Origin of the sequence: Shewanella acanthi, from assembly GCF_019457475.1 — a bacterium.
GTDB classification, from domain to species: Bacteria; Pseudomonadota; Gammaproteobacteria; order Enterobacterales; family Shewanellaceae; genus Shewanella; species Shewanella acanthi.
The window spans coordinates 3,335,319-3,359,362 of sequence record NZ_CP080413.1 but is presented as its reverse complement, the minus strand read 5'-3'; the positions used below and the strand labels follow the sequence as shown (position 1 = coordinate 3,359,362).

The following is a 24,044-nucleotide window of genomic DNA, read 5'->3' as shown; positions in this document are numbered from 1 at the left end:
TTGAGGTATTTCCGTTGATTGATGGATGCCTATTACTATACTTCTGGCAGCGATGTGTCTCAGGCATTTCTTTTCCTCCTCCCTTATTAATTAAGCTGTTTAATAATTGAGGAATATCATGAGCTTTGAAGCTGTACTCAGCGAGCTAAATGGCATCGTCTGGGGACCCATTACCTTATGTTTGCTGGTGGGAACCGGCGTCTATCTCAGCGCACGCCTTAAATTAATCCAAGTATTACGTCTGCCTATGGCATTAGGTTTGTTATTTAAACCCGCTAAAGGTCAAGGTGACTTATCTTCCTTTGCTGCGCTTTGTACTGCACTCTCGGCCACCATTGGAACTGGTAACATCGTTGGGGTGGCCACCGCAATTAAGATGGGCGGGCCCGGGGCATTATTTTGGATGTGGCTTGCGGCCTTTTTTGGTATGGCGACTAAATATGCCGAGTGTATGCTTGCCGTCAAATACCGCACTATCGATAAACGTGGGCAAATAGCCGGCGGCCCTATGTATTACATTGAGCGCGGTTTGGGGCTCCCTTGGATGGCAAAACTCTTCGCCCTCTTCGGTGTGGGGGTAGCCTTTTTCGGTATCGGTACTTTTGCCCAAGTTAATGCGATCAGCGATGCCCTAACCATTGCCTTTGAAGTGCCGACTTGGGTGACCGCACTCGTGTTGACTTTACTTGTGGCGACAGTGACTTTAGGGGGCGTGCAGCGCATTTCTAATGTGGCTCAAAAGGTCGTACCTGCGATGTCGATTGGATATGTGCTCGCTTGCTTGTGGATCCTTATAAGCTTTAATGATGCCATTGTTCCCGCACTGAGTCTGGTGATTGAGTCTGCCTTTACGCCCGTTTCTGCCGTTGGTGGATTTTTAGGGGCAACCGTTGCACAGGCAATTCAAATGGGAATTGCACGCGGTGTATTTTCCAATGAATCAGGCCTTGGCAGTGCCCCCATTGCGGCGGCTGCGGCTAAGACCAAGGAGCCCGTCGAGCAAGGGCTGGTGAGCATGACGGGCACCTTTTTCGACACTCTTATCATCTGCACTATGACGGGATTAGTACTTATTATCACCGGCGTGTGGAACGGTGAAACCGCAGGGGCAGCTATGACCAGCGCTGCCTTTAGCATGGGCAGTTCGGCGCTTATTGGGCAGTATTTAGTGACCATAGCGTTAGTGTGTTTCGCCTTTACGACCATTTTAGGTTGGCATTATTACGGAGAGCGCTGCTGGTATTATTTGGTGGGTGAACGTGGCCTCAGAATCTACCAGTTGCTTTTCCTTGGACTCATCGCTGGAGGTGCTTTTATTAAACTGGATCTGGTATGGCTACTGGCCGACACGGTGAATGGTTTGATGGCTATCCCGAATTTGATTGCCATTATTGGTCTTAGAAAGGTGATTATCACTGAAACTCAACTGTATTTCAGTCGAATGTTTGATAAAAGTGTTGTGGAAGCCGCTTATTAAGGCATTTTAAAACAATATTTTAGTTCGAGTAATTCTAATTTTGGATTGTCGTCCCACGGTTCTTCGTTTACTTTATAAAGTGCTGTTCAAAAAATGAGTGCATTTAAAACGGGGACTTTGGGGCGACGCCATGGACAAAAGTAAACTTCGTACTTTCCGCAGTAGGATTCTATCCCATATCGCACTGCCTTTGATTCTGATTATGACGGGCGTTTATATGATAAACGCTTGGTTTAGCTATCGTTCTTCCGAAAGAGTCGTCTACGAAAAACTCTCGCAGGATTCAGCTGCGGCTGCAAATAAGCTACAACAATTGCTTGAACGTGCCCAAGCGAACACCCAAGGTTTGGCTGATTTTATTACGCTGCTCGCGGATAAAGGCGATATGAACGATCCTGCAAAACTTAAGCAGGTAATGATCAGCAGATTAGAACGAAATCCAGACTTTTTTGGCACATCGGTTGCGTTTAAAGAGAATACTTTTCCGGGCAAACGCCTGTTCTCTCCCTATGTTCACCGTACTGAAAACGGCTTTAATTATCTCGATATTGGCGCAGATGGTTATGACTACACGGATGGTAAATGGGACTGGTGGAGCAATGCCATCAATCAGCCTGGCGGTTACTGGTCTAAGGCCTATTTTGATGAGGGCGGTGGCAATGCGCTGATGATTACCTATTCAGTGCCCTTTGGGCCAGCCGATAATTTCACTGGGGTTGCAACAGTCGACCTCGATCTCGAGCGATTACCCGAACAGCTTGGCATTGCAGGGGATAAATTAGTCGTACTGGATGATCAAAGTAGACTTATCTATCACAAGGATAGAGATAAGGTCCTCAAATCGACTCCCGCCCAATGGCTCGACATTAACTCAAATCGTAATTCTGAGTTTTGGTCACTGCAACAAAAGGGAGAAAGTGGCCAGGCGAGTTTTGTTGATGCCAAAGGGACAGTTAATCTCGCCAGTGTTTCTAAGGTGCCTAAATTGAATTGGCACGTCATCATTGCAGTGCCGCAGAAGGATATTTTTACCTCAATGATGGATGAGTTGGCAGCGATAGTGCTCAATTTGTGTCTGTTAACACTTCTTCTTATCTTAACCTGCTATGTTGCCGCGAAACGATTAACACGACCATTAGAATTGTTAGAGGCTGGCTTTGTTGCCTTTGGTCAGGGTAAAGCGCGTAGGCTTGACATCCCCGATGGCGCCGTTAGCGAGATAGTGACGCTAAGCGAAAGCTTTAACCACATGGCCGATTTATTGGATGAACGGGAGCAAGCGATTCTTGATTCCCGTGGTAATCGATTTGCCCGTTTGATTGATGGTATGAGCGATAAGTCGTTTTACTGTTCACTCAATCCCGATGGGCAGCTCGCTCAGGTCAGTGATGGGGTGACTAAAGTGTTGGGGATTTCCCCTGACTTGCTAAAGCGCAAATATGAGCGTTTGTTCTCGGCCAATTCACTGAATGAGCAGAATTGGGAATATACCAATATCGCCCTCAGAGGTAAAAATGTGCCTCCCCATCAGGTGGAATTGCTTAATGCGGATGGGCAATTGCGTCGGTTGGATTTGTTTATGCAGCCGCTGCTGACGGATACGGGAGAGGTAATGTCGGTTGAAATGTTATTTACCGATGTTACCGAGCAGTTTTCTGCTGCCGCTTGGTCAAATGCCGTACTGGAAGCCGCACCCGAGGCCATGCTGATTGTGGATCAATCCGGCCAAATCATTTTTACGAATACTCAGTGCCAACAACTGTTTGGATACAATCCTCAAGAAATGCTCGAGATGCAGATTGAGGCGCTGTTACCTGAAGATCTTAAACAAACCCATATGAAGGAGCGAATTCAGTTCTTCAAAGAAGGGCGTGATCGCCCCATGGCAAATGCGCGTAATGTGCGTGCATTGAAGGCCGATGGCGAAGAATTTATTGCAGAAGTTGCCTTGAGTACCTTACCAGTCGATATCAATGGCCGAAAACAGGTGGCAGCATCGATTCGCGACATGACTCAAAAATTGGCGGTTGAGCAAAAAGTCCGTGACAGTGAGCTGCGATTCCGTGGACTTGTTACCAATATTCCCGGTGCAGTATACCGAACTCGAATTGGTGAAGAGTGGGTGATGGAATATGTGAGTGACAATATCGTCGATATTACCGGTTATGCCGCGAGTCAGTTTATTGAAAATCGCCAACGCACATTTGCTTCGTTGATCCTCGAAGAGGATCTGCCCGAATGCCATAAGCATATTGATAGGGCGCTGGCCGAACAAGAAACCTTTGAAGTGGAATATCGTATTCGTCACCGCGATGGCAGTATTCGTTGGGTCCATGAAAAGGGTAAGGCTAGTTATTCCGAGGACGGTTTTCCCCTTTGGTTTGACGGCAGTATCGACGATATAACTGAAAGTAAACTCGCGTTAGTCGAGTTGGAGTTTTCCCGTAAACAGTTAACCAGCATTACCGAATCAATTCCTTGTACCGTGTATCAATTGCGCTGGATATCGCCTTCAGAACGCTCATTTACCTTCCTATCGGGCGCGGCGTTCCATATGTTGGGGCAACACCGTGAGGATCTCATCGAAAACTTCAATCTGATAGCTGAACGCATTTTCGACGATGAACGGGCCGATATCGTGTTAGCACTCACCGGTAAGAGCGACGATAGGCTGCAGTGGGTACGTGAATTCCGCTATCGCCATCCTAACGGTAGCATTCGCTGGATGGAAGCCGGTGCCAGTGGCTTTGCTGAAGATGATGGCGCGATGATTTGGAACGGTTACATCATGGATATTACCTCCCGTAAAAAAATCGAGGAGGAGCTCGAAGTGAGTGAGGCGCACTTCAGGGCACTGTTTGACGGTTCTGCGATCAGTATTGTGAACGTAGATATCAAGGGGGTCATCCTCGACTGTAACGATCAATACTGTATTGAGATGGGGCAAAGTCGCGAGGAGCTTTGTGGCAACTCCATTTTCGAAGTATTAAGCCTGCAGAACAAAGAGGAAGCCAAGGCGCAATTTAAAGAGTTGGCGGAGGGACGCGTTAGCGAATATCGCGGTGAACGGCGCTTTGTTCGCCAAAATGGCGAGCTGCTGTGGATGTCGGTTAACGTCTCTGCGCTGTATGATGGCCAAGGTCAATTTGAATCCGCTGTGGTCAGTATGGTCGATATGACCGAACTGAAAACCTTGTCGAATGAGCTGATGATGGCGAAGGAAGAAGCCGATGCGGCCAGTAAAGCCAAGGGCGACTTCCTTGCCAACATGTCGCACGAAATCCGTACTCCAATGAATGCCATTATTGGTATGTCACAACTATGCTTGCAAACCGAGCTTGATACTAAGCAGCGCAACTATGTCGAAAAAATAGAGCGGGCCTCTAAGGCATTGTTATCGATAATTAACGATATTCTCGACTTCTCGAAAATTGAAGCCGGTAAGCTTGATATCGAGTCCGTGCCCTTCCAGTTAGACACTATGCTCGAAGATCTCAGTGATATGTTCTCCGAGAAAGCCGCAAATAAACAGCTCGAATTGCTGTTTGCGGTTTCCCCCAATGTGCCACGCCACTTGTTCGGCGATTCGCTGCGCCTTGGGCAAGTGCTCATTAATCTAATGAATAATGCGATTAAATTTACTGAGCGCGGTGAAGTACTGTTATCCCTCAATCTAGTCGAGCAAATGAACGATGATGTGGTACTGCGCTTTAGCGTGCGTGACAGTGGTATCGGTTTAACTGAGGAGCAACAGGCCAAACTGTTTAAATCCTTTAGTCAGGCGGATACTTCAACCACCCGTAAGTACGGAGGCACAGGTCTTGGGTTAGCTATTTGTAAACAATTGGTCGAATTGATGGGCGGAACCATCGGGGTGGAGAGTCAGTTTGGCCATGGTAGCACCTTCTATTTTACGGTTAAGTTGCATATTTCTAGTGGTCAAAAATTGGCTATCTCTCAAGAGCTAGAAGGCATGCCGATATTGGTGGTCGATGATAACGCCACCGCCCGTGACATTATGCGCACCACTCTTGAAAGTATGGGCTTCAGAGTCGATACCGTGCGATCCGGTGAGGAGGCTGTTACCCGTTGCACCCAGCAGGATTACGCAGTGGCGTTGATAGATTGGAAAATGCCGCAAATGGATGGACTCGAAACTGCGCGGCAAATGATTAACCAAGCGAAGAATCCTCCTAAGATTTTGATGGTGTCGGCCCATGCAAACCAAGAGTTCTTACATCAAATAGAAGAGCTTGATCTGGCGGGTTACATCAGTAAGCCCATTAGTCCCTCAAGACTCCTCGACGGCATTATGAACGCCATAGGTCGAACCGGTGTGTTACCGGTTAGGCGTAATAATGAGACGCTTGACCCTAATATGCTCATTCCGCTCAAGGGCAAACGTATTCTATTGGTTGAAGACAACGAGATGAATATTGAAGTGGCGACCGAGTTTTTGGAGCAGGTTGGCGTCATCTTATCGATTGCTACGAATGGCCAAATAGCATTAGATAAACTCGCTCAGCAGAGTTTTGACTTGGTGCTCATGGATTGCCAAATGCCAGTAATGGATGGGTATCAAGCCACTAAAGCCTTGCGTAAACGTCCGGAATTAGCCGATTTGCCTGTGATTGCGATGACGGCAAATGCCATGGCTGGAGATAGGGAAAAATGCATCGAAGCAGGCATGAATGATCATGTAGCTAAGCCGATTGAAGTGAATATTCTTTATCAAACTCTGCTCGATTATTTAGGGGACAAAGCGTTGCCCGCACAGGAGAATACAGAGCCTGCAGCAGAAGTTAAAGCCAAACCTATCAATACCGATCCATCGGATGTGGTGAAATGGCCTGAACATCCAGAACTGGATATCGACAGGGGATTACAGTTAGTTCAAAACTCGACTCGTTTATATCAGCGGATTTTCGATCGTTTCGCTAGCAGTCAGCGTAATGTCGTTGAGCAAGTGAATAAGGCCATGTCTGCAGGTAAGTCCGATGAGGCGGTCCGAATTGCCCACACACTTAAGGGACTGGCTGGTAACTTGAGCTCGAATAAATTGGTTGCCCTTGCGCGGCAGCTAGAACAAAACCTCGGTGAAAGTGCTCCCTATCAAGAAGAGCTAGACCAAATTAAAGTGTTAGTGGCTTCAATTTGTGATGCCATTGATAGGGCAAAACCCCAAGCGGTGGAAGTGGAAGTGTCTGATGTTGCACAGTTACCCAAGGAAGAATTGGTTCAAGCCTTAACGTCGTTAATTAAGAGCTTAGAAGAGGCTGACTCGGACGCGGTTGCACAAATTGATGCTTTAAAACCCCAAGTCAGCACGAATTTATGGCGGCAGTTAAGCCCAGCCCTGACTATGATTAATCAATACCAATTCGATGAGGCCATCGATTTGATCAATGATGTTCTCGCTGATTTAGGCTCTTAGGGGCGCCAGACTTGAACAGCGTCGTTCGAAGAAAAAGGTCGGTAGTGTGTTTGACAAAGGTAGGTTGTTAATGGAAAAAGCAACGATTTTAGTCGTAGATGATACACCTGAAAACATTGATATTTTAGTTGGGATTTTGGGCAACGATTATAAGGTAAAAGTGGCCATTGATGGGCCGAGGGCATTGGCACTGGTTGCCAAAACTCTACCTGATTTGATTTTGCTCGACGTGATGATGCCGGGGATGAATGGTTATGAGGTGTGTAAGCTACTAAAGCAGGAGCCTATGACCTGTCATATTCCGGTTATCTTTGTGACTGCACTTTCTGAGGCCGCTGACGAGACTCAGGGCTTTGAACTGGGGGCCGTTGATTACATCACTAAACCGGTCAGTGCGCCTGTGGTTAAGGCGCGGGTGAGAACCCATTTAGCACTCTATGATCAAAAGCGTTTGCTGGAGCAACAGGTCAAAGAGCGTACTCAGGAACTTGAAGAAACCCGTTTCGAAATCATTCGGCGCCTCGGCCGTGCTGCTGAATATAAAGACAATGAAACGGGCCTGCACGTTGTTCGCATGAGCCATTATGCAAGGTTGTTAGCAATTCAATTAGGCTTACCTGCAACCTTCTGCGATTTACTCTATAACGCTGCCCCTATGCATGATATTGGTAAAATTGGCACCCCAGATGCGGTACTGAAAAAACCTGATAAACTCGATGCTGAAGAGTGGGAAATCATGCAGCAGCATGCCACTATTGGCGCCGAAATCATCGGGGAACACGGTGATCCTTTATTGCAAATGGCGAGACGTATCGCCTTAACCCACCACGAAAAATGGGATGGTTCGGGTTATCCAAAGGGCTTAAAGGGAGAGAGTATTCCTATTGAAGGTCGCATAGTGGCGATAGCCGATGTGTTCGATGCGCTTACCTCGAGGCGGCCCTATAAACAACCTTGGACAATCGAGGCAACCATTAACCTGCTCGAAGAGCAAGCAGGTAAGCACTTCGACCCTAAACTGGTTGAAGAGTTTAAGAAGATCCTGCCCGAAGTTATCGCGATCCGTGACGACTATTTGGAGCATTAACGGAATTGATGAAGTAGAAAAAGGCGCCGATGGCGCCTTTTCTGTGTTCAAATCTTGCTTAGGCATTTGCCTACGCAATTAATCTTCTAGCGAATAGGGTAGCGGCAAAATGCTCAGGCTTGACTGTTCATCTTCGGCAAAGCGCAGTTTGGCATCACTCTCGGTATCGTTGGCCAATACCGCAGTTAATAGCACTTGGTTACCCCGTTGGACGAATTCAATGATCTGCCCACCGCGACGGAATCCGTCTTCCATGGCGATTTCAAGGGCTGTTTCAAGATCCACAGTCAATGAGGTGTGTCCCTGGAGAATATACAGGGCGCGTTTATTGCCGCCACGGTATTTCATCCGAGCAACGGTTTCTTGGCCCATATAACAGCCCTTGTTAAAGCTAATGCCATTCACTGCCTGAAGGTTGCACATTTGCGGCACATATTGATTGGCGTGGGATGCCGCGAGGTTAGGATAGCCTGCGAGGATTTCGATTGCTTGCCAAGCGCTGGCATCAAATACTGACTCGACGCTAGCGGCGATATCAGCCGCAGTCTCTGGGGTTAATGCCAAAATATAGCGCTCAGCATCCTTAATAATGGTTCCTTGTTCAGTGACAGTGAGCTCTAGGGTGATAGCGCCAAAACGGGCCTCCACAAAGGCCTTTGCCTCATCTCCCGCAACCCCTAACAGCACTAATTCGTCGGAAGCATTGGTAAGAGTCGCTTTGCTAAACACGGCGTATTTTTGTAACTGTGGCAAGTCGATGGCAACGGTATCCCTTGGCATCAGCATAAACAGCGCATCGTCAATGGCAAAGGTGCGGAAACTGGCAATCATCTTACCCTTAGGATCGCAGTGTGCGCCCCAGCGCCATTGATCCTTCGCTAAGGAGACGATGTCGGTAGTGACCTGACCGTGGATAAAAGTGCGACCCTGTTCGCCGACAATTTTGATAAGGCCTAGGTGGCTGAGGTTGGCGATCATCAGAGGAGGTAAAGAAGCGTCTAGCGCCCAAGTTGGGGTAGAAACTGAAATAGTCATAGCCAGATCCTGAAAATGAATACGGTGCGAGTGGCTGATTGTAACGGAATTAAGCCTCGCTCAAAAGTACAAGCCGCTCAAAAGCATAAGGCGCCGTTATCTTTGTGGGATAGGGCGCCTTATAAAGCCTAATCGGTGGAGGATTAATACTTAGAAGAGAACGCGGGTGCGTAATGTGCCTTCAATCGCTTTAAGCTCTACCAGAGCCTCTTCGGCCTGATGCGTATCAACTTCCATCACCACGTAACCAATATCTGCAGTGGTTTGCAGGTACTGTGCGGCAATGTTGATGCCTTTTTCAGAGAAGGCTTTGTTGATTTTGATGAGGATACCAGGGCGGTTTTGGTGGATGTGCAGTAGGCGAGAAGTGCCTTTGTGCATTGGCAGCGATACTTCTGGGAAGTTAACTGCAGATACCGTTGAACCGTTGTCTGAGTATTTCGCCAGCTTGCCTGCAACCTCGATACCGATGTTTTCCTGCGCTTCAGCTGTGCTACCACCTACGTGAGGTGTCAGAAGTACGTTGTCTAAACCACGTAATGGACTGATAAATTCATCATCGTTTGATTGTGGCTCGACAGGGAATACGTCGATAGCGGCACCTGCAAGGTGGCGCTCTTTGATGGCGACCGTTAACGCATCGATATCTACCACAGTACCCCGTGAGGCGTTAATAAAGATACTGCCCTTGCGCATGGCGGCAAATTCGGCGGTACTGATCATGTCCTTGGTTTGTGCCGTTTCTGGGACGTGCAAGCTGATGACATCGGCCATACCTAATAACTGCTCTAGCGAATGGATTTGCTGGGCATTACCCAGTGGCAGTTTGTCTTCGATATCAAAGAACACCACACGCATACCTAAGGTTTCAGCCAGAATACCGAGCTGAGTTCCAATATGACCGTAGCCAATCACGCCTAAGGTTTTACCACGGACTTCGTAGCTGCCTGCAGCTGTCTTCATCCAGCCACCACGGTGAGCAATGGCGTTACGTTCAGGGATACCACGCATTAGCATGATGATCTCACCTAATACCAGCTCAGCCACGCTGCGGGTATTAGAGAATGGGGCGTTAAATACTGGGATACCGAGAGATTCGGCAGTTGCTAAGTCCACTTGGTTTGTTCCGATACAGAAACAACCAATTGCAATCAGTTTTTCAGCGCGCTTTAGCACGTCGGCTGTGAGTTGGGTACGGGAACGGATGCCAACAAAATGCGCATCTTTGATGGCTTCAAGCAGGGCTTCATCGCCAAGGGAGGCTTTGTGATATTCAATATTAGAATATCCAGCACGTTCAAATACATCTACCGCAGATTGGTGGACGCCTTCCAACAACAGGATCTTGATCTTATCCTTGTCAAGCGAGTGTTTCGCCATGATTGGGTACCCTCTAATTAATTGAAATGGTTCTTGTATGCTATGCTGACAGCCTTCAGCCAACAAAGTAGCACTTTTTTATCGCACTGTGGAGGGCTAGATGGCTAAAGTTAATATTCTAGATTTAGAACAATATCTCATAAGAGTGATAAACAATGAATAATAAACTCGTTTGGACTGCTATCTACTTCTCTGTTTTAGCATGGTCAGCTATCAATCCTGCGGATCCTTTTACTTGGTGGCTCGAAGCGCTCCCCGCATTAATCGCTCTGCCAATCCTATTCTTCACTCGAAAAGGCTTTCCGCTCACCCCATTAGCCTATGGTTTAGTACTAGTACATTGCGCTGTATTGTTTGTTGGCGCCCACTATACCTATGCCGAAGTCCCCTTGTTTGACACTCTTGCCCAATGGATGGGTAGCGAGCGCAATAACTACGATAAAGTAGGTCATTTTACTCAAGGCTTTGTGCCAGTGATGCTGGCTCGTGAAGTGATGCTTCGACATCAAGCCGTTAAAGCCGGTGGCTGGTGTGCCTTTCTATCGACTTGTTTTGCATTAGCACTGAGTGCCTTTTACGAGTTAATCGAATGGTGGGTGGCAGTGGCAACTGGGGATGATGCCGAAGCGTTTTTAGGCACCCAAGGGTATGTTTGGGATACCCAATCGGATATGTTTTTAGCCCTGATAGGTGCTGTGGTTGCTCTGATTAGCTTGTCTCGCTTGCAGGATAAACAAATCGCAAACTTATCAAACTAAGTAGCCCCGCCCTCTTTTGAGCTACTTGCGATTATGCTGGCAATTTTTAGGGAAGTGGGGGAAAGCTAAGGAACGCGCAGATGTGTTCCTTAGATTAAGCCAAATAAGCACGGGCGAGTCGGGTCTATACTAGTTAGGCTTTGATTCGTCAGCTTCGGGCGGCGTCTCAGCAAGGATCTGAGTCTTACGATCGCTTAAATGCTTGATTGAACTGTCGTTACTTAAGGTCAGTTCATTGAAACGACCGTTAATATCTTGAACCGCTTCGATGTACTCAGGATCGTCCTTGCCCTTATTTTGCCAGTAGCGTTTGCGCTCCAGCTTTTGAATTTCACTCTCCCGTAAAATCTCGAAGTAGTTATTCTCTTGCTTGAGACGATAAATCTCACTATCGAGCAGCTTAACTAACTTTTCCTTGGAAATGGTTTGTTGTTTGTTTAGAAGTGCTTGGAATGGGTCTTCAGGAATATTGCGCTTGTCGGAATCGGTTTCTCTGGTGATCCCCAATTGGTATTCAATCTTGTGTTGGCTAAAGTCTTGGGGGCAGGCGGTTTGGCTAAACACAATTTTATCCTGCTTTTGACATTTATAGACAGTATTGGCCTGCGCAATCACAGGGAAAAGCAGCCAGCATAGAGTCGATATCAGTCGAGCCATTTTTATAAGTCCTTTTAAGCCTGCAAAATGGGTAATGATGGCGCTTAGGTGGAGCAACGCTCTACGGAGCAAGGATGCAATCCAGTAAGTATAAGCCTAAGTTGTTTGATTCACTGTGAATTCCAGTGAATTTAGGTGCGCTAATATGACTTAAATTTATATGAAATGCCAGTAATTTGACGTTTGAAGCTTGTTTGTCGTACGGTTTGAGTCGTTTGATTATAAAAGAGAAAATATAGACTTTGGGTAATATCTTAAGCATAAAAAAGGAGCCGAAGCTCCTTTTTATGTCAATCTAATCAGCGATCGAACCGTAAATTATCGATAAGCCGAGCCTTACCTAAATAGGCTGCGGCCAAGATGACTAGTGCACTATCGCTCTCTGATGCCTTGGCTAAGGTAAAAGCATGGCGCACTTCAAGGTAATCGGGTGTAAAGCCTGCAGCGATGATATGGTGCTCGGCGTTTTGAGTGACTAGCTCAATACTCTCGCCGCGTTTAATGCCTGTAGCCATTGCATCAATCGCTTGCTTCAGCGCAGGAGCTGCGGCTTTTTCTTCAGCAGTCAAGTAACCGTTACGTGAGCTCATGGCAAGGCCTGTTGCTTCACGAATGGTATCGATACCAATGATTTCAATAGGCAAAGATAGGTCTTCAACCATAGTGCGGATCACGAGCAATTGCTGATAATCCTTATTGCCGAAGAAGGCGACATCGGGCTGCACGATATTAAAGAGTTTACATACAACGGTTGCAACACCTCGGAAATGCCCAGGACGGCTTTCACCGCAGAGCACATCCGAAATCCCCGGCACTTCAACATAGGTTTGCTGCTCTAAGCCCTTGGGATAGATAATGGCCGGCGTTGGCGTAAACAAAAGTTCGGCACCTGCAGCAATTAGTGCCTGACTGTCGGCTTCCAACGTGCGTGGATAGGCGTCAAGGTCTTCATTTTTACCAAACTGCATTGGGTTGACGAAGATAGAAACCACTACATGGTTACACTTCTTAGCCGCTTCCTTCACTAAGGTGATATGCCCCTGATGGAGATTTCCCATCGTGGGCACAAAGGCGACGGTTTCGCCTTTTGCACGCCATGCTCGCACTTGGGTGCGAATATCATCGATATGGGCGCTAGTGATCATGACTACTTACCTTGCTAAAACAATAAATGAGTTGAACTTGTGTTCGGCACTCTTGGTTAAACGTGTGCTCCGCACTGTTAATTAAAGGTGTGCTCCGCACTTTTAGTTGAACGTGTGCTCTGCACTTTTAATTGAACGTGTGCTCTGCACTTGGGAAAGTGCCATTAGCTACTTCTTCGATATAGGCACGTACGGCCGCACGGATTTCGCCAGTTTGTTTCAGGTAGTTTTTCGAGAAACGTGGAATATAACCACTGGAGATACCTAAAACATCGTGCATCACGAGGATTTGACCGTCGGTCGTTGCGCCCGCGCCTATGCCGATGACAGGAATAGTCAACGCTTGGGTGATGGCGGTCGCAAGTGAGCTTGGAATACATTCAACCACAAGTAATTGGGCGCCAGCCGCTTCTAACGCCTTGGCTTCATCGATGATGCGCTGAGCATTTTCAGCATCACGACCTTGTACTTTAAAGCCACCGAAGACGTGTACCGATTGTGGCGTCAGACCTAAGTGGGCACACACAGGGATGCCACGTTCAGTCAATTTAGTCACGGTTTCGAGTAACCAATGACCACCTTCAAGTTTGACCATATTGGCACCCGCCTGCATTAGCATGGTGGCGTTTTCCATGGCCTGCTCTGGAGTCGCGTAGCTCATAAAAGGCAAGTCGGCGATAAGCAAAGAGCGTTTAATACCACGTCGTACGCAACGGGTATGGTAGGCAACCTCTGCTGTCGTTACAGGTAGGGTATCATCATGGCCTTGGAGCACCATGCCGAGGGAGTCACCGACCAATAGTACATCGACACCTTCATTATCGAAGGCGCCGGCGAAGCTGGCATCATAGGCTGTCAGCGCAGTGAACTTTCTACCTTCCTGTTTAAATTTCAACAGGGTTGAGCTAGTAACTTTAGACATAGGGATAATCTTCAAACCAATTGAGAAGTGGTGTTATAAGCTAACTGAACAAGGTCTTCAATGATCATTATCCAGTCGTTGTAACTCGGCCAAAAATTTGTCACTAATAAGACTGCGTAACGTTGTCTTACAAGGTAATACAAGATCCGGGGCGATGGCACTTAATGGCACCAACACAAAACTGCGCTCCTTCATCCCGTAGTGGGGCACTTTTAATCTAGGTTCATCAATGATCTCATCGCCATATAATAGCAAATCGAGGTCTAAGGTTCTTGGCCCCCAGCGTTCCTTGCGTACACGCCCTTGGGTATTTTCAATCTGTTGCAAAGCATCGAGAAGGGCTAAAGGCCTAAGCTTAGTGTTAAAGCTTGCCACGGCATTGATGTAGTCGGGCTGAACCACATCACCCATAGGTGTCGAACAATAATAGGGTGAGACCTTGAGGCTATCTTGCTCGGCTAAAGCAGACAATGCCGTTACGGCATTGTCTAATTGAGCTTTAGGATCCTCAAGATTAGCGCCGAGGGCGACAAAAACCTGGGTCATTACTCGGCCGCTTTTGGCTTAGGTGCGCTTGGGCGACGGCGACGGCGCTGGGGTGAGTTACGATTGCGGTTGCCACTGGCTTTGTTACCGCTGCGGGCAATCTCTAAACGCTCGGTTTCATCCGCTTCAACAAATTGTTGCCACCAGGCGGCGCTCTTAGCCAGATTGCCACCTTCGACTTCACCACGTAGCAGTAGTAAATCGTAGGCCGCTCTGAACTTTGGATGCTCTAAGAGTTTAAAGGCTCGCGTGCCTTGGCTGCGATCGAAACGCAGTTGTAACTGCCAAATATCCTTTGCAGGAGTACTGAAGCGGCGTGGGATGCTGATCGTTTGGCATTGCTGCTCAATCACATCACCCATGGCGGCGAAAAACGCATCGTACAATGTCAGTCCGCTTTCAACGGCAATATCTTCGGCGCGTTGGCGTAGCGGATACCACAAAATGGCGGCATAGAAGAAGGAAGGCGTAACCGGTTTGTCTTGGTTTACACGCTCGTCGGTGCTCTTCATGATGGCCTGCACCATCTTCATTGCATGGCCTTTTGGCGCATCTTTTAGCTGGGCATCGACCTGTGGAAACAGCGGTGCAAACAGCTTGTATTCCTGCATCATTTCGAAGTTATCGACGGCTTTACCGGCGAAGAATAACTTGAGCACTTCTTCGTACATGCGAGCCGCAGGGATATCTTTCAGTAGCGGTGCTAACTGACGAATCGGCTTGGCTGTGACATCTTCAATCGCCATGCTGAGTTTAGTGGCAAAGCGCACCGCCCTTAACATACGTACCGGATCTTCACGGTAACGGGTTTCTGGATCGCCAATCAGTCTTAATGTGCCAGTTTTGAGATCGTCCATACCGCCGCCGTAACTGCGGATAGAATAGTCGCTGATATCGTAATACAGGGCGTTAACGGTAAAGTCACGGCGCTCGGCATCTTCGTCGATGTCGCCATAGACGTTGTCACGCAGTAAACGACCTTCTGAGTTCGCCTTCGAAATCTTGTCGTTGCTTTCACCGTGGTGACCACGGAAGGTCGCGACTTCAATCACATCGCGGCCAAACACTATGTGGGCTAAGCGGAAACGACGGCCAACGATACGACAATTACGGAACAGCTTTTTGATTTCTTCCGGTGTTGCGTTGGTGACAACGTCGAAATCCTTAGGTTCGAGTCCGAGGAGGAGATCGCGTACACCGCCGCCAACTAAGTAGGCTTGAAAGCCAGCTTTATTGAGGCGATATAACACCTTAAGCGCATTTTCACTGATCTGCTTACGGGAAATAGAATGTCCATCCCGTGGCACAACGGCCAAGCTTAAGCCACCTGAAGAAACTTCAGGGATCTGGAGTTCAGTTTGAGCTGGAGTTGGAGCGGTCTTTTTAGGCGCGTCTTCAAATAGCTGCTTACAGAATTGGCTGATACGGCGAAAAATGGGACACCTCGAAATGTATCTGTTAAGTGATTAAAAATCTGGCGGCTATGATATACCAATTGGGCCGCAATGGGTATATCGCTGTCTTTAGCCTATGATGTTGCGCGTGATTCAGGTAACTATCTTGTTGGGCCATTAGTTTGCAATCAGGATTTCTCCCTGACGCGGTATGGCGTTGACATCGAATTGGGCGACAGCCTGCGCAATCATATTGGCGACATTGGCATCATTTTCAACCTTAGGTTGACCTAAAAACGCCAGCGCGGCATGCAAGCTTTGCTGCGGTTTATGGGTATCTATAGCTTGGGCATGGTTTTGTTTAGAAAGCTTAAAACCCGGTGTGAGGCAGGCCAGGGGTAGATGTAGCCATTCGGGGGCTTTAAGCCCTAAGGTCTGATAGAGACTTAATTGGCGACAACTAGCTTCAATCAGATCAAAACCCCTTACCACTTCGGTAATGCCTTGGTGGGCATCATCGAGCACCACGGCGAGCTGATAGGCGTATAAACCATCGCTGCGTTTAATAATAAAATCTTCGGCGGCGAAGGCACTCTCGACGCGGATTTTACCCATTATGGTATCGGTAAATTCAGCGACCCCTGCATGATTAACAATTCTTACTGCACCTTGCGTATGTTTAGGCATTAACTGATGGCAACGACCATCGTAAATGCCGCTCATTTCCTCTTGAATAAGCTTACGGGGGCAGCGGCAAAAATAGGCTTTATCTTGGCTGAGTAATGTGTCGATGGTGGTCTGATAGACCTCGGTGCGCTGGCTTTGATATAACAAGGTATCGTCCCACTCTAATCCATAGGCTTCGAGGGTGCGTAAAATATCATCGGCGGCGCCTGCAACTTCCCTAGGCGGGTCAATATCTTCGATGCGGACTAACCATTTCCCCCCAAGCGAACGGGCTCTTAAGTAACTGCCCAGTGCCGCAATGAGCGAGCCAAAGTGCAACGATCCCGAAGGTGAGGGTGCAAAACGGCCAATATAGGGCTGAGTGGGATGAGTTGTGTGAGTCAACATAATAGCGAAATAGTTGTTACGCGGGCCTGATAAGGCTGAAGTCTAGGGGGCGAGTTTACTAAAAGCGAGTGGTGAAACCATTCAACGACACAAACAATTAGGCGGGGAAATCCCCGCCCAAAATGGCTGATTAGCCTGCCATTTGTTTTTCTTTGATCTCAGCAAGGGTTTTGCAGTCGATACATTGGTCAGCGGTGGGACGTGCTTCGAGACGGCGGATACCGATTTCGATACCACAAGAATCACAGAAGCCGAAATCGTCTTCTTCAATTTTTTGCAACGTTTTTTCGATCTTTTTGATCAGTTTACGTTCTCTATCACGTGCACGGAGTTCTAAGCTGAACTCTTCTTCCTGTGCCGCACGGTCTACAGGATCGGGGAAGTTTGCTGCTTCATCCTGCATGTGACTCAGTGTACGGTCGACTTCCTCACGCAATTGATTACGCCATGCTTCAAGAATGGTCTTGAAGTGACTCAATTGCTTAGTGTTCATATATTCCTCACCCGCTTTTTCTTGGTAAGGATTTACACCTGCGATAGCGAGTACGCCAAGTTTTTTGGTGCCTTCAGGCATAACGCATCTCCTGTCATCATTTGCGTTTGTTGTGCGTCCTTTAGAACGGCCGCTATCTATAGCAGAATCTTCTTAATGAGGCAAATTTTTATTTTACGCTTATTTGAAAAAGTTGACTGCCTTCGCTTATTGAAAATTCATTAGAATTTTACTTAATCTTAACATCATACCCGCACCGAGCATGCTTGGGCTAGATGAATCTCATTTGAGGTAATTTCACAGCGATAGGCGAGCACTTCAACACCGGATATAACAGCTTCTTTCAATAACTTGGCATATTCAGGGTCTATATGTGCCGCCGCAGAGACGCTATTTATTTCCGTATGTTGAACCACAAACAGCAGCACAGCCCTGTGACCAAGGCTTACCATATGCATCAGTTCCCTAAGGTGTTTTTGGCCCCTTAAACTGACCGCATCGGGGAAATAACCTTGTCCATCTTCTAGCAAGGTGCAACTTTTGACCTCAATAAAGCAGGCGGGTTTATCTTTGGCTTCGAGGAGGATATCGATGCGGCTGTTTTCTTCGCCGTATTTTACCTCGCGGCTAAATTTGTCATAGCCTGCAAGTTCACTAATGATGCCGTTATTAATGGCTTCTTCGGCAAGCGCATTGGCATTGCCCGAATGAATACCGATTAGGCCGCCACTTGGGGTGGTCATCAGCTCCCAGGTATGGGCATATTTACGTTTAGGATTAGCAGATGTCGAAAACCAGACGGTCTCGCCCTCAAAAAGGCAATTGCGCATCGAGCCGGTATTAGGGCAATGAATGGTGATTTCGCTGCCATCATCAAGCTGTATATCGGCGAGGAAACGCTTATAGCGTTTGAGTAATTTCCCCTGTTTAAGGGCGGGAATAAACTGCATACGTTAACCTTTATTGCTTTTATCAAGCCTGCAGACTACCAAATTTCGCAATTGTTTACAGATTTTACCTAGCTAACTCGGGTTTATGGCTTTTCGTCCATGGCCTGTGTGAGTAAACTGCCGAAAAGAGTTTGTGAAATATCACAAATAGAACACAAAGGACCCCTCATGAGTGAACTTAACGTGACTGAAGTAATGAGAGTTGGATTAACCAAAGAAGCCCCTGCTGCCCATTGGGGCAAAGCCGATGTAACCTTCAACGCTGAGGGTGCATTAGTGCACTTAAGCACCAATGATGACCTGCGCCAAATTCAAATGGCGGCCCGCAAACTCCGTAGTCAAGGCTTAAACCATGTGGCGCTTGCTGGCGAATTTTGGGATTTAAACCGTCAATGGGTATTCGCCCAAGGGTTTGCCACGGCCAAATTAGGCTACAGCATTGCGTGGACTGGTGATGAAGCGACTCAAGCGGAACTTGAGCGCCGTTTATCGGCAGCGACCTTTGCACGTCAACTGATTAACGATACGCCAGAAAATCTATCGCCAGTAAAGCTTGCACAGCAAGCGGCTAACTGGTTGGCCGATGTGGGTGGCGATAAGGTGAGTTATCGTATTCTTGAGGGCGAAGCCCTGTTAGCAGAGCAATGGATTGGTATCCATGCCGTTGGCCGTGGCAGTGAGCGTCCGCCAGCAATGCTAGAACTGGACTTCAACCCACTTTCAAGCGATGCCCCTGTCTCAGTCGCCCTTGTGGGTAAGGGAATTACCTTCGACTCTGGCGGTTACAGCATTAAAGCTTCTGAAGGTATGCTGGGCATGAAATGCGATATGGGCGGCGCCGCCACTGTGACAGCGGCCTTAGGCCTAGCGATTAAATCGGGTCTGAATAAACGGGTTAAGTTATTCCTGTGCTGCGCTGAAAACTTAATCAGCGGCCGCGCTTATAAGCTAGGCGATATCCTGACCTACAAAAACGGCGTTACAGTCGAAGTGGTTAACACAGATGCTGAAGGTCGTTTAGTGCTGGCCGATGGTCTGCAGGCGGCTTCTGCCACTGGTGCTCCCTTTATTATTGATGCGGCGACTTTAACTGGCGCAGCGGTCACCGCTGTTGGCTCGAACTACAACGCGATTTTCTCGCCACAGGTTGAGGTATTGCAACTGGCGCAGCAAAAAGCGGCGAGCGTTGCCGAGCGTGTATGGCCACTGCCATTAGACCCTTGGCACAAAGACATGTGTCCATCTGCTTACGCTGATACGGCTAACAGCCGTGCAGTTAAAGGTGGTGGTGCGGGCGGCGCCTCAAATGCCGCTGGCTTCCTGTCACGCTTCGTCTCACCAGAAGCTAACTGGTTACACGTGGATTTAGCGGCAGCTTTTGAAGATTCGGCTTCAGCCCTGTGGGGCGCGGGCGCAACGACTCACGGCGTATTGACTATTAGTGAGCTGATTAAAGGCTAAGTTGGTTGGCAGATTGGCTTGTCAATCCCTCAGTAAAAACCGCCCTCGGGCGGTTTTTTTATGCTTTATTGGCATTGACCCCAAGCATTCATGTGGTTATCGCATAGCCTTAGCACTTGGCGAAAGCACTTCCCCATGCCATCTTAGGCTAGAGATACATTCATCATTTGTTGAGTCAGCCGATAGGGAATGCAATGATAAAAATCCGTAAGGCCACACAGGATGATGCTAAGGCGTGCTGGGATATCCGCAATGCAGCGATAAAATATGGCTGTACGGGATTTTACGATGCCAAGGAGTTGGCTATCTGGACCGAGGGTGAGTTGACCCAATCCTTTTGCCACATTGTGGCTGCACATTTCTATGTGGCGGAATTATTAGATATTCCCCCCCATAATGGCGGTAACCTTTCTCGAGTGGTCGGGACCATTATGTTGGATGAACCCTATGCCCAACTTGAGGCGCTCTTTGTCTCTCCAGAGGTGATGGGGCAAGGTGTGGGCAAACGATTGCTGCACTTTATTGAAGTCAAAGCCTTTAATCTTGGTCTTGCTCAATTGCGATTGCAGTCGACCCTAAATGCGGTGGACTTTTACCGACATTGCGGTTTTGGCGGAGAGGGACTGGAAGAAGACGCTATATACTGCTCGCCTCGGGGCATTAGGCTCGAATGCAAGGTGATGTATAAAAATCTTGCTTAAGGTTTTATACGGAATACGGATGCTGGCTACCTAAGGGTATTAGCAGATCAACATAGATGTGGGAAATAACCTTTATAGATTCGTTGAAGAATTGGGGGCTGGCATACACAAGGAAATCAGCAGATCAACATAGATGTGGGAAATAACATTTATAGATTCGTTGAAGAATTGGGTGCTGGCCTACTCAAGGAAATCAGCAGATCAACATAGACGAGGGAATTAACCTTTATAGATTCGTTGAAGAATTGGGTGCTGGCATACCCAAGGAAATCAACAGATCAACATAGACGAGGGAATTAACATTTATAGATTCGTTGAAGAATTGGGTGCTGGCATACTCAAGGAAATCAACAGATCAACATAGACGAGGGAATTAACATTTATAGATTCGTTGAAGAATTGGGTGCTGGCATACTCAAGGAAATCAACAGATCAAGATGGGGGAATTAACTCCCGAGAGTATGCCAACTATCGTTCTTTCGCCTGAAATCCCGATGCCAATAATCTTACTGAAATCGACTTAAACCAAACTTAATCAATAATTAAAAATGATTTCGTTGAAGTGCTTGCGGACTTTTTAGACCGCTGGAATGGCTGGTGAGTTAATTCGCCTGTGGGCTATTTAATTGTTTACGTTTTTCCATCAGATCTTTAATTAGCGGCGTGAGTATAAGCTCCATCGCCAGCGACATTTTACCACCCGGCACTACCAACGTGTTGATCCTAGACATAAAGGAGCCCTGGATCATGCTTAGGTAATAGGGGAAGTCGACATTGTTGATACCGCGAAAACGTATCACCACAAAGCTCTCATCTAGGCTTGGGATATCTTTAGCACTAAATGGGTTAGAGGTATCGACAGTTGGCACCCGCTGAAAGTTAATATGTGTACGGGAGAACTGCGGCGTCATGTGTTTAATATAGTCATCCATACTACGCACAATTGACCCCATCACCTTCTCACGGCTATGGCCGCGCTCCGAAGTGTCACGGATAATCTTTTGGATCCACTCCAAGTTTACAATTGGCACCATGCCAATCAGCAAGTCCACATGCTGGGCAACGTTGGCATCGTCTGTGACGACACCGCCGTGTAAGCCTTCGTAATAGAGCATGTCGGTGTTTTCGGGGAGTGGTCGCCATTGGGTGAAAGTGCCTGGCATTTGGTTAAAAGGCACAGCTTCATCAAAGGTATGTAAATAACTGCGGGTTTCGCCTTGACCCGTAGTGCCGTAGTCGCGGAAACATTGCTCTAGGCGGGCAAAGTTATTTGCCTCGGGGCCAAAGTAGCTAATATTACGATTCTCAGCTTGGGATTTACGGATCATCACTTCCATCTCGGCACGGGTATAGTGGTGGAAGCTGTCGCCTTCGACAAAGGCGGCATTAATGCTGAGCTGACGGAAGATATGACTAAAGGCCGTGGTCGTGGTGGTGGTTCCCGCACCGGATGAACCGGTGACTGCGATAATGGGATGTTTTGCTGACATTTTTTCTACCTAGGAACCAAAGTGCGGCTTGTTTGTTATCTGTATACGCTTATTTATACGGCACTGTGACGGGGGCGGTCAATCCTGCCGTTTTGCCACTTCATCAAAGTGACGAATAGCAAAAGATTCATCATCTTCGCTGTATTCAAGCACTAACTTGCCCTGTTTCAGTGCCTGTTGGCATTGGGCAATGGCAGTTGTGAATGCCTGATCATCTAGGCTGGAAAAACTGCCATCTTCGATTTGCCCAAGCAGATATTCCCGAATCAAATTGACTAAGGTTTCCTGTGGTAGCTGCAGTAGCGCTTCGTAGGGGATTAACATGGTTTGTCCTTAAATGGGTCAACGCTAATAACCAAGCGATTGTTAGGTAAGTGCTTAATTAGCTTAGTTCAGAGGGCGCGAGCAAAAATGCCAGAATGCGGCGCTCTAGATAGTAACGCGGTTTCCACGGCGTGCCGCCATCAATAAAGCCGACATGGCCGCCGTGGTGGTGCAGTTCATATTCCACCTGCGCCGAAATCTGACTCGGGTGTGGGATCACTGCATCTGTCATAAAGGGGTCGTCCTTGGCGTGCAGAATAAGTGTGGGTTTTGTAATCAGGCTCACATAGGGCAGACCGCTGGCGCGAGTGTAATAATCATCAACGCCTAAAAAGCCGTGCAGTGGCGCGGTCACCTTATCATCGAAATCATAGAAGGTATTGAGTGAATCGACCTGCTGCGGACTCAGCGGCATCGATTGCGCCAAGTGTGGATCAGACAATTTATGGCGAATTTTTTGTTGCAGCTGTTTAATCAAATGGCTTTGGTACACCTTAGAAAAGCCATTTTCCAAGCGTTTGGCACAGGCTGAGAGTTGCAGCGGCGCCGACACCACCACAGCTCGATTCAGCAGGCTATCATCCTGATATTCGCCCTGATACTTTGTTAGCACATTACCACCAAGGCTGTAGCCCACGGCGAGCAGCGGCGAGTAGGGATAAGCTTGTTGCAACAGGCTCAAGCTAAATTGCAGATCGTCGGTGTCGCCACTGTGGTAACTGCGGGCTAAGCGGTTGGCTTCACCCGAACAACTGCGGTGGTGATGCACCACTGCGGCAAGTTGCTGCGCCTTACAGGCCTGTAAAATCCGTCTGGCGTAGTGGGATTGGGCGCTGCCCTCAAGGCCATGAATAATCACCACAATCGGCTCGCCCGCCTTTGGAGTGTCCTGCCAATCTAAGTCGATAAAGTCGCCATCGGGCAGCTCAACACGCTGTCTTGTGAGTGTCGGTTTTGCCACTTTAGTAAACACGGGAAGGATGGTCTGAACATGGGGACTCTTGGCCCACCAAGGCGGTACAAAGGCGTTTGGCATCAATTATTATCTTATTTTTACAAAGTTCGAAATTAAAACGTTTGTTTGATATCTGATCGCTGGTATTGTAGCACAATTGTTTAACAGCATGAGACTTAGGAGAAATAGATGAATAGAAGAACCTTTTTGTTAGGCACCTTTGCCACTACGGCGGCAATTGCTTTAGGGGTTAATCTCTATTCTCCAGAGTTTAGTTCTACCGATGAGCAAACAGAAGGTAAAGATTACCGTCTGCTATTTAGTGTGTTATTGCCCGTATTACTCGATGGAGCGCTACCCGAGGTAGCCAGCCATAAGTTAGCGGCGCAAAATCGTACCTTAGATGCCATCAACCAATCCATTGCCGCCTTATCCGAGTCCCAGCAAGACGAGTTATTTCAATTACTCGATATGCTGGAGAACCGTTTGGGACTGTTAGTGCTGACCTCAAGCATGACGCCGTTATTAATGCGCAGCCCAAGCGAATTAACCCAAATGTTAGAAAATTGGCGCTACAGCTATTTTTCACTGATGCAGACTGCCTACTTAGGGTTAAGGGAGTTAGTCATGGCAAGCTTTTATGCTTGCCCTGAGCATTGGAGCCGAATTCATTACGCAAAACCTGTGTTATTTAAATAGTTAGCTCAAGATGCGCCCTAGCAATTCGATAATAATAAGAACATAAATCTGGAGTACTTAAA

The 24,044-nt window shown here is 47.7% G+C and carries 20 protein-coding genes; 7 read left to right on the top strand and 13 right to left on the bottom strand.

What is annotated here, in order from left to right; translation table 11 throughout:
• Positions 1 to 118 precede the first annotated feature (118 nt).
• From K0H61_RS14435 to K0H61_RS14425, 3 genes are all read left to right on the top strand, one after another.
• Positions 119 to 1,477 (top strand): alanine/glycine:cation symporter family protein, encoded by a 1,359-nt coding sequence (locus K0H61_RS14435; protein ID WP_220050185.1) that lies wholly within the window; start codon positions 119 to 121, stop codon positions 1,475 to 1,477.
• 130 nt (positions 1,478 to 1,607) lie between these two features.
• Positions 1,608 to 6,911: a PAS domain S-box protein gene (locus K0H61_RS14430; protein ID WP_220050183.1), complete on the top strand. Its 5,304-nt coding sequence runs from the start codon at positions 1,608 to 1,610 to the stop codon at positions 6,909 to 6,911.
• Positions 6,912 to 6,981: 70 nt separating this feature from the next.
• Complete coding sequence (locus tag K0H61_RS14425) at positions 6,982 to 7,998, top strand: response regulator (RefSeq protein ID WP_220050181.1); 1,017 nt, start codon at positions 6,982 to 6,984, stop codon at positions 7,996 to 7,998.
• 78 nt (positions 7,999 to 8,076) lie between these two features.
• Here the strand turns inward: K0H61_RS14425 and ygfZ are convergent, their stop codons facing one another.
• Both ygfZ and serA read right to left on the bottom strand, forming a co-directional pair.
• Positions 8,077 to 9,033, bottom strand: coding sequence for a tRNA-modifying protein YgfZ (ygfZ, locus tag K0H61_RS14420; RefSeq protein ID WP_220050180.1), 957 nt, complete (start codon positions 9,031 to 9,033; stop codon positions 8,077 to 8,079).
• A gap of 150 nt (positions 9,034 to 9,183) precedes the next feature.
• Positions 9,184 to 10,413, bottom strand: coding sequence for a phosphoglycerate dehydrogenase (serA, locus tag K0H61_RS14415; RefSeq protein WP_220050178.1), 1,230 nt, complete (start codon positions 10,411 to 10,413; stop codon positions 9,184 to 9,186).
• A 155-nt stretch (positions 10,414 to 10,568) separates the two neighbouring features.
• On the opposite strand from serA, the gene K0H61_RS14410 reads away from it, so the two are divergent.
• On the top strand, positions 10,569 to 11,171 hold the full coding sequence (locus K0H61_RS14410) for a DUF2238 domain-containing protein (protein ID WP_220050177.1): 603 nt from the start codon (positions 10,569 to 10,571) through the stop codon (positions 11,169 to 11,171).
• Between the two features lie 129 nt (positions 11,172 to 11,300).
• Here K0H61_RS14410 and K0H61_RS14405 read toward each other — a convergent pair whose 3' ends face one another.
• The 8 genes from K0H61_RS14405 to sfsA all read right to left on the bottom strand — a co-directional run bounded on the left by K0H61_RS14405 (position 11,301) and on the right by sfsA (position 18,352).
• Positions 11,301 to 11,828: a DUF4124 domain-containing protein gene (locus tag K0H61_RS14405; protein ID WP_220050176.1), complete on the bottom strand. Its 528-nt coding sequence runs from the start codon at positions 11,826 to 11,828 to the stop codon at positions 11,301 to 11,303.
• Between the two features lie 299 nt (positions 11,829 to 12,127).
• Positions 12,128 to 12,973, bottom strand: a complete 846-nt coding sequence (gene panC / locus K0H61_RS14400) for a pantoate--beta-alanine ligase (protein WP_220050175.1) — start codon at positions 12,971 to 12,973, stop codon at positions 12,128 to 12,130.
• Between the two features lie 127 nt (positions 12,974 to 13,100).
• A complete protein-coding gene (panB, locus tag K0H61_RS14395) occupies positions 13,101 to 13,895 on the bottom strand; it encodes a 3-methyl-2-oxobutanoate hydroxymethyltransferase (protein WP_220050174.1) in 795 nt (264 codons plus the stop codon).
• Positions 13,896 to 13,952: 57 nt separating this feature from the next.
• Complete coding sequence (gene folK / locus K0H61_RS14390; protein ID WP_220050173.1) at positions 13,953 to 14,441, bottom strand: 2-amino-4-hydroxy-6-hydroxymethyldihydropteridine diphosphokinase; 489 nt, start codon at positions 14,439 to 14,441, stop codon at positions 13,953 to 13,955.
• Entirely contained in the window at positions 14,441 to 15,748 is a 1,308-nt protein-coding gene (locus K0H61_RS14385) for a polynucleotide adenylyltransferase PcnB (protein WP_258406064.1), read from the bottom strand. The genes folK and K0H61_RS14385 overlap by 1 nt, the downstream gene beginning before the upstream one ends.
• A gap of 264 nt (positions 15,749 to 16,012) precedes the next feature.
• Entirely contained in the window at positions 16,013 to 16,909 is an 897-nt protein-coding gene (gene gluQRS, locus K0H61_RS14380) for a tRNA glutamyl-Q(34) synthetase GluQRS (RefSeq protein WP_220050172.1), read from the bottom strand.
• A gap of 130 nt (positions 16,910 to 17,039) precedes the next feature.
• A complete protein-coding gene (gene dksA, locus K0H61_RS14375) occupies positions 17,040 to 17,483 on the bottom strand; it encodes an RNA polymerase-binding protein DksA (RefSeq protein ID WP_220050171.1) in 444 nt (147 codons plus the stop codon).
• 164 nt (positions 17,484 to 17,647) lie between these two features.
• Positions 17,648 to 18,352, bottom strand: coding sequence for a DNA/RNA nuclease SfsA (gene sfsA, locus K0H61_RS14370; RefSeq protein WP_220050170.1), 705 nt, complete (start codon positions 18,350 to 18,352; stop codon positions 17,648 to 17,650).
• A 168-nt stretch (positions 18,353 to 18,520) separates the two neighbouring features.
• Between sfsA and pepB the strand changes: the two genes are divergently transcribed.
• Positions 18,521 to 19,813, top strand: a complete 1,293-nt coding sequence (pepB, locus tag K0H61_RS14365) for an aminopeptidase PepB (protein WP_220050169.1) — start codon at positions 18,521 to 18,523, stop codon at positions 19,811 to 19,813.
• A 194-nt stretch (positions 19,814 to 20,007) separates the two neighbouring features.
• The gene (locus K0H61_RS14360) at positions 20,008 to 20,514 is read left to right on the top strand and encodes a GNAT family N-acetyltransferase (RefSeq protein ID WP_220050167.1); all 507 of its coding nucleotides are present in this window, start codon (positions 20,008 to 20,010) and stop codon (positions 20,512 to 20,514) included.
• Positions 20,515 to 21,116: 602 nt separating this feature from the next.
• Here K0H61_RS14360 and K0H61_RS14355 read toward each other — a convergent pair.
• The 3 genes from K0H61_RS14355 to K0H61_RS14345 all read right to left on the bottom strand — a co-directional run bounded on the left by K0H61_RS14355 (position 21,117) and on the right by K0H61_RS14345 (position 23,364).
• On the bottom strand, positions 21,117 to 22,004 hold the full coding sequence (locus K0H61_RS14355; RefSeq protein ID WP_220050165.1) for a phosphoribulokinase: 888 nt from the start codon (positions 22,002 to 22,004) through the stop codon (positions 21,117 to 21,119).
• A 78-nt stretch (positions 22,005 to 22,082) separates the two neighbouring features.
• The gene (locus K0H61_RS14350; protein ID WP_220050164.1) at positions 22,083 to 22,328 is read right to left on the bottom strand and encodes a YheU family protein; all 246 of its coding nucleotides are present in this window, start codon (positions 22,326 to 22,328) and stop codon (positions 22,083 to 22,085) included.
• 58 nt (positions 22,329 to 22,386) lie between these two features.
• Positions 22,387 to 23,364: a hydrolase gene (locus tag K0H61_RS14345; protein WP_220050163.1), complete on the bottom strand. Its 978-nt coding sequence runs from the start codon at positions 23,362 to 23,364 to the stop codon at positions 22,387 to 22,389.
• Positions 23,365 to 23,472: 108 nt separating this feature from the next.
• Here K0H61_RS14345 and K0H61_RS14340 point away from each other — a divergent pair, with 108 nt between their 5' ends.
• Entirely contained in the window at positions 23,473 to 23,982 is a 510-nt protein-coding gene (locus K0H61_RS14340; protein WP_220050162.1) for a TAT leader-containing periplasmic protein, read from the top strand.
• The last annotated feature ends 62 nt before the right edge of the window (positions 23,983 to 24,044 follow it).